This is a genomic window from Rhizobium sp. SVR5-2C (genome assembly GCF_056755115.1).
The window spans coordinates 34,881-41,870 of the sequence record NZ_JBNDHT010000050.1; the positions used below are offsets into that span (position 1 = coordinate 34,881).

General features: G+C 62.4%; 6 protein-coding genes. 5 read left to right on the forward strand and 1 reads right to left on the reverse strand.

The features are described 5' to 3' along the window. Positions 1 to 188 precede the first annotated feature (188 nt). Positions 189 to 1,070: a LysR substrate-binding domain-containing protein gene (locus ACPYOI_RS16325; protein ID WP_481415007.1), complete on the forward strand. Its 882-nt coding sequence runs from the start codon at positions 189 to 191 to the stop codon at positions 1,068 to 1,070. A 90-nt stretch (positions 1,071 to 1,160) separates the two neighbouring features. Further along, positions 1,161 to 2,318: an adenosylhomocysteinase gene (locus ACPYOI_RS16330; protein WP_481415006.1), complete on the forward strand. Its 1,158-nt coding sequence runs from the start codon at positions 1,161 to 1,163 to the stop codon at positions 2,316 to 2,318. On the opposite strand, the gene ACPYOI_RS16335 is transcribed toward ACPYOI_RS16330, so the two are convergent. After that, positions 2,315 to 3,211 (reverse strand): LysR family transcriptional regulator, encoded by an 897-nt coding sequence (locus ACPYOI_RS16335; RefSeq protein ID WP_481415005.1) that lies wholly within the window; start codon positions 3,209 to 3,211, stop codon positions 2,315 to 2,317. The genes ACPYOI_RS16330 and ACPYOI_RS16335 overlap by 4 nt on opposite strands. Positions 3,212 to 3,348: 137 nt before the next feature. Between ACPYOI_RS16335 and ACPYOI_RS16340 the strand changes: the two genes are divergently transcribed. The 3 genes from ACPYOI_RS16340 to glcF form a co-directional block, all read left to right on the forward strand. After that, the gene (locus ACPYOI_RS16340; protein WP_481423041.1) at positions 3,349 to 4,788 is read left to right on the forward strand and encodes an FAD-linked oxidase C-terminal domain-containing protein; all 1,440 of its coding nucleotides are present in this window, start codon (positions 3,349 to 3,351) and stop codon (positions 4,786 to 4,788) included. Further along, a complete protein-coding gene (gene glcE, locus ACPYOI_RS16345; protein ID WP_481420224.1) occupies positions 4,785 to 5,993 on the forward strand; it encodes a glycolate oxidase subunit GlcE in 1,209 nt (402 codons plus the stop codon). Before ACPYOI_RS16340 ends, glcE begins: the two co-directional genes overlap by 4 nt. 3 nt (positions 5,994 to 5,996) lie before the next feature. Further along, a partial coding sequence (gene glcF / locus ACPYOI_RS16350) for a glycolate oxidase subunit GlcF (RefSeq protein WP_481423042.1) occupies positions 5,997 to 6,990 on the forward strand: 994 nt, incomplete at its 3' end.

The window sequence follows — 6,990 nt, forward strand, 5'->3', positions numbered from 1 at the left end:
ATGGAAAACTTGCACCGCTCGAAAGTGCACAGCCAACATTTGCTATGGATTCGCTGCCGCTCTGCTTCGAACTCCGCCAGATCGTGTTCTGATTGCGACTATGCACACCTGTTCAATATGCTCTCGGCTTGTGTCACGTTCAATGGCGCGATCAATTGCTCCACGAATTTATTTAGGGAATTGGAATCATGCGCCTGCCTCCTCTCAACGCGATCCGCGCCTTCGAAGCCGTTTGCCGCCAGGGAAGCGTTTTGCAGGCCAGCGAAGAACTCGGGGTCGTGCGCGGCGCGGTGCGTCAGCAGATCACGACGCTGGAGAACTATTTCGGCGAGAAGCTGTTCTTGCGCGAGGGGCGGCGGCTCGTCCCGACTGCAAAGGGGCGGGCGCTTGCAGAGGCCGCCGGCGCGGCACTCTCGATCTTGCAGCGGGCTACCGCAGAGCTTGAGGGCGGACCACGGCGCAAGATACGCATCGGCGTACCGTCTGCTTTCGGAATATGGTGGTTGATGCCGCGTGCCGGTGACTTGCAGAACGCGCTTGGGCCTGATGAGATCGACATCGTGCCGATGAACGTCGCCGAACCGCTCTTGCTCCATCCAGAGCTCGACGCCGTCATCATGGGCGGAGAATACCGGCCTTCGGCGGGCGTTACGGCCGTCAAGTTCATGGAGGACGAATTTGGCCCCGTCGCCACGCCGGCGCTGGCCGCCGGTGTTTCGGAAAGCCCGGCACGTATGGCGGAGGCGGCGGTACTCGTCAGTCGCAGCGTGCCGAGGCTGTGGGACGAGTGGTTTGTAGAAAGCGGCACGCCGCCGGTCACGTTCGCCCGCCGGCAGGAATACGAGGATATGCTGCTGGCGCTCAGTGCGGCCCGTTCGGGCCTTGGCATCGTGCTCGCGCCGCGCGCTTCGATCGAAGATGATCTCGCACGAAATGTCCTCGTCGCTCCCTTCGGATTTGTCAGGAGGCCATCGGGCTACAGATTCTGCTGCAGGATCACCGATGCGGAGAGACCATCTTTCCAGGCCCTTCGCGAGTGGCTGCTTCGCTCCGGCGGCCTCAAACAATAGGGTAGTTTTTCTGCCCTAACGTCAAATTTATCTCCATGGATTGCCGGCCGCGCCGTCGCTATGACTTACGAAAACTCCAGGGAGCGCGCGATGGAAAAGACGGCAACCCGCATCGATTGGATCGGCAGCAGCTGCCGGCTGCTTAAGGCGACGGCCACGGAATTTGCCGAGACGCGGCCCTTCGAAGGTCTGTCGATCGGCACCGGTATCCATCTGGAGCCGAAGACCGTGGCATTGCTGATGACGCTTCGTGCCGGCGGCGCGAACCTCATATGCACCGGCAACCTGAACAGCACGCAGCCTTCGACCGTCGAATACCTGCGCTCCCAAGGCATCAAGGTCTTCGCCACGCAGACCACCGACCCGGTCGCGCATCATGACAGCCTCGAGGCGGTCGTCGGTGAAAGGCCGGACCTGCTGCTCGACAACGGTGGCGACCTTTTCGCCATCGCCGCGGAAAGGGCCTACCCGAACCTGCGCGGTGGAACCGAGGAAACGACATCCGGCCGCACCCGGCTGCTGCCGATGCGCGAGCGGTTGAACATGCCAATCCTCGTCATCAACGACAGCCCAATCAAGCAGTTTGCGGAAAACAGGCACGCCGTCGGGCAGAGCCTGTTCGAGAGCTACATGCGCTTCACCAACCGGTCGACGAACGGCAAGCGCGTCACCGTTTTCGGTTACGGCGCGTGCGGCAAGGGCACTGCTGCCTGCTTCCGCAACGCCTTCTCGACCGTCAGCGTGGTGGATCTGGATTCGGTTACGACGCTGGAGGCCCATCTCGACGGTTTCGTGACACCGCTCAGGGAAGATGCGATCCGCTCGGCCGATGTGCTCGTCACGGTCACCGGCTTTCCGAATATCATCACGGCTGCCGACCTCCCGCTCATCAAGGACGGCGCCATTCTCATGAACGGCGGCCATTTTCCGCTGGAGATCGATGTTGCAGCGTTCCGCGCGCATCCTGATCTCGTTCGGATCGACCGTTATGAAGCTGACTTCATCGAAACGCTGCATCTGAAGGACGGCCGTTCATTTCATATCCTCGGCGGCGGCCATATGGCGAACCTCGCCGGTCCGCGGCCGCTCGGCAATTCGGTCGAGTCGATGGACCTCGGCTTCACCTTGCAGGCGCGCTGCCTCGAGCGTGTCGCCAAAGGCGGCGTCGGACCAGAAGCCTGCGTCGTGCCGGTGCCGAGGGATATCGACCAGATGGTGGCAAGCGCCTATCTCGCGCTTGCGCGCTAAAGTTCCCAGTACGGAATCGGACCGTAGAGCTCAGCCAGATAGTCGATGAAGAGGCGCACCTTGGCGGGCAGGAACTGCCGGCTGGGATACACTGCCGAGAGTGCCAGGTTGCGCGAGCCCTCATAGGCGGGCAGCACCTGGACGAGCTTGCCGCTCTTGAGTTCTTCGCCGATATCCCAGGTGGAGCGCAGTGCAATGCCGAGCCCTGCGATAACTGTCTCGCGAATTACCTCGCTGGAATTGGTCACGAGCATGCCCTCCGGCCGCAGGCTCATCGCGCCCTCCGGCCCTTCGAGACGCCAGATATCGTTGTTGTGCGCCGGCAGGCAGCGGTGGCTCTTCAGATCCTCGATGCTCTTCGGCATCCCATGCACTTCGATATAGGACGGCGCGGCGCAAAGCAGTCGCCGGACTTTCGCGAGCTTTCTGGCGACGAGGCTGGAATCGGTCAGCTCCGCGATGCGGATCGCCAGATCGAAGCCGCCGCCAACGATATCGCTTAATTCGTCCGTGAGTACGAGATTGATCGCAAGCTCCGGATGCGCGTCCATGAACGCTTTAAGGTGCGGCGCGACATGCATGCGGCCGAACGAGGTCGGAACCGAAATCTTCAGAGTGCCGTGCATCTGCGCCGAGCTTCCCGAAATATAATGCTCTGCTTCTTCCAGGCCGGCGAGAATGCCAAGGACGCGATCGTAAAAGCCCTGGCCAGCCTCGGTCAACGAAATCTGCCGCGTCGTGCGTTGCAGGAGACGTGTGCCGAGCCTGTCCTCCAGCCGCTTGATGCGCTTCGAGATGACTGCCGGAGAAAAACCCAGCATACGCCCGGCAAGCGACATGCTGCCGGCCGAAACGACCTTGGCAAATATTTCGAGATCGCCCAGATTGGTCATATTGGTTTTTTACTTTTGCCCCTTTTTGCATAAATGCTTAGCATTTGCGCCGGTTTCGGGAAAGTGCTAAGCCGGTAAGGGCCGGTTGTCGTGGAGGACGCGCTGGTCTCGCCGCCATTTTTGGGAGGAAACGCGCCATGTCTGACGCCATCTCGTTTCTCGCGCCGCGCGCCGATGTGCTGGCCCGCCGCAGCCAGATCATCGGCGATCTCGCCGACCTGCTGCCGCCGGAATGTCTCGTCCACGAACCGCGCGAACTGGTGCCGTTCGAGACCGACGCTTTCATCGCCTATCGCCGTCTTCCCCTTGCCGTTGCGTTGCCGCGCAGCACGGCCGACGTCGCGGCTGTGATGAAGTATTGCCACCGCTACGGCATCCCGGTGGTGCCGCGTGGCGCAGGCACCTCGCTCTCCGGCGGCGCGATCCCGCAGGAAGACGCGGTTGTTCTCGGCCTGTCGAAGATGAACCGCATTCTGGACATCGATTTTCCGAACCGTGCGGCCGTCGTCCAGGCGGGTGTCACGAACCTCAACATCTCCGAAGCCGTTGCCGCGGACGGTTTTTTCTATGCGCCCGATCCAAGCTCGCAGCTGGCCTGCACGATCGGCGGCAATATCGGCATGAATTCCGGCGGCGCGCACTGCCTGAAGTACGGCGTCACCACCAACAATTTGCTCGGCGTGAAGATGGTGCTGACGGACGGAACCGTGATCGAGCTCGGCGGCAAGGCGCTGGACGCGGCAGGCTACGACCTGTTGGGTCTCGTCTGCGGCCATGAAGGCCAGCTTGGCATCGTCACCGAGGCGACAGTGCGGCTGATCGCCAAGCCCGAGGGCGCCCGGCCGGTGCTTTTCGGCTTCGAAAGTTCCGAGGAGGCCGGTTCCTGCGTCGCCGATATCATCGCGGCAGGCATTATCCCGGTCGCCATCGAGTTCATGGATAAGCCGGCGATCGAGATATGCGAGGCGTTTGCTCACGCCGGTTATCCGCTTGATGTCGGCGCGCTGCTGATCGTCGAGGTCGAAGGCTCGGAAGCCGAGATGGACGAGACCTTGAAAAGCATCGTCGAGATCGCCCGCCGGCATGGCGTCAAGACCGTTCGCGAGTGCCAGTCGGCGACCGAGGCAGCGCAGATCTGGAAGGGCCGCAAATCCGCCTTCGGCGCCACGGGCAGGGTCGCGGACTATATCTGCATGGACGGCACGGTGCCGCTCAGCCAGCTTTCCTATGTTCTGAAGAAGACTTCGGAAATTGTCGATCACTATGGCCTGCGCGTCGCAAACGTCTTTCATGCCGGAGACGGCAATATGCATCCGTTGATCCTGTTCAACGCCAACGATCCGGAAGATGCAGCGCGGGCGGAGGCTGCGGGCAACGAAATCCTGAAGCTCTGCGTCGACGCCGGCGGCTGCCTTACCGGCGAACATGGCGTTGGCATCGAGAAGCGTGATCTGATGCGGCATCAGTTTTCGGAAGCCGACCTCGCCCAACAGATGGCAGTGCGCGCCGCCTTCGATCCCGGCTGGCTGCTCAATCCATCCAAGGTCTTCCCGCTTGATGGGCGCAGCGCTGCATGATCGATTTTCTGCCGGAGACCGAAGAGGCGGCGGCCTCGATCATTCGCGAACACGCGGCCACGGGCAGGCCGCTTGCCATCTGCGGCGGCAACACCCGCTCCGGTTTCGGCAATGCCGTGGAAGCGGAGGGCTGGCTGCGTTCGGTCGGTTTGACCGGGATCGTCTCGTACAACCCCGGCGAAATGGTCATGACGGCGCGCGCCGGAACGCCGGTTTCGGCAGTCGAAGCGGCGTTGGCGGAGAATGGCCAGATGATGGCTTTCGAGCCGATGGATCACCGTCCGGTCATGGGCACTTCGGGCGAGCCGACCATCGGCGGCGTCTTTGCCGCCAACGTTTCCGGTCCTCGCCGGTTCATTGTGGGGGCGGCGCGCGATAGCCTGCTCGGCATTCGTTTCGTCAACGGCAAGGGCGAAATCGTCAAGGCGGGTGGAAGGGTGATGAAGAACGTCACCGGCCTTGATCTCGTCAAGCTCCTGGCTGGTTCGCACGGCACGCTCGGCCTTCTGACGGAGGTCACCTTTCGCGTACCGCCGCGGCCGAAGGCGGAGGAGACGGTGGTCATCTCCGGCCTCAACGACGCAGAAGCGGCCGATGCAATGGCTGTCGCGATGGCGCAGCCCGTCGACGTCTCGGGTGCCGCGCATTTGCCGATGACCGTCTCCTGGAAGTTTCTCGACAGCACGCTCTCTGAAGGCGAGGCAACCTGTCTGCGCATCGAAGGCCTGCACGGTTCTGTCGACGCCCGGGCAACCAAGCTTGCTGCGGCTATGACGGCGTTCGGACCTGTCACGCGCTTGGAGCACGGCGAGAGTGTCCGCCTCTGGAGAGATATCCGCGATGTCGCTCCCTATGCCGATGGAACAATGCGTCCGGTCTGGCGCGTCTCCGTCGCCCCGAGCATCGGCCATCAGCTCGTCGCCGCACTGCGCCTCGAAGCTGGCATTGACGCGTTTTACGATTGGCAGGGCGGCCTGATCTGGATGCGGATGGAAGCCGATCCGGAGGCCGAGCTGATCCGCCGATACATCAAGACGCTCGGCGGCGGCGGCCATGCCACGCTGGTTCGTGCAAGCGCCGAAGCGCGTGCTGCAGTCTCTGCATTCCAGCCGCAGTCCGAGCCCGTTGCTCTTCTATCGGCGCGCGTAAAGCAAAAATTCGATCCAGCTGGTATACTCAATCCGGGCAAGATGGCGGAAACCTGATCAATGCAGACGAACTTCACCGCCGAACAGCTGGCCGATCCGCATGTCGCCGAATCCGAGACGATCCTGCGCAAATGCGTGCATTGCGGCTTCTGCACCGCCACCTGTCCCACCTACGTCGTGCTGGGCAACGAACTGGACAGTCCGCGCGGCCGCATCTACCTCATCAAGGACATGCTGGAGAATGGCCGGGCCGCCGATACCGAGGTGGTCACGCACATCGACCGGTGTCTGTCCTGCCTCGCCTGCGTGACGACATGTCCGTCCGGCGTCGACTACATGCATCTGGTCGATCATGCCCGGGTTCATATCGAAAAAACCTACAAGCGGCCGTTCATGGAGCGAATGACGCGCGGCATCCTGGCGGCCGTGCTGCCCTATCCCGGCCGTTTTCGCCTGGCGCTGAACCTCGCGAAGATCGGAAGACCGTTCAAGGGCTTGATGCGCGCGTCTTCCCTGAAGCCTTTTGCCGCGATGTTGGCGCTTGCGCCAAGGCAGATCCCGGCGCCGTCACCCTTTGCGCGTCCCGCGGTCCATGCAGCGAAGGCTGAAAAGCGCGGTCGTGTCGCGATTCTCACGGGCTGCGCACAGCCGGTGCTCGATCCCGCCATCAACGAGGCGACGATCAAGCTTTTGACCCGTCTCGGCATCGAGGTTGTGGCGCCGGCCGGTGAGGTCTGTTGCGGCTCGCTGGTGCACCACATGGGCCGCGAGGAACAGGCGCTTGCGAGCGCACGGGCGAATGTCGACGTCTGGACGAGGGAGATCGAAAACGGCGGTCTGGATGCGATCATCATCACCGCCTCTGGCTGCGGCACGACGATCAAGGATTATGGCCATATGCTGCGGCTCGACTCCGCCTATGCGCAAAAGGCTGCGCGCATATCAGCATTGGCCAAGGACATCACCGAGTATCTCGCGACGCTCGACCTTCCTTCGCATATGCCAAGGGGCGTCACGGTCGCCTATCATTCTGCCTGCTCCATGCAGCACGGGC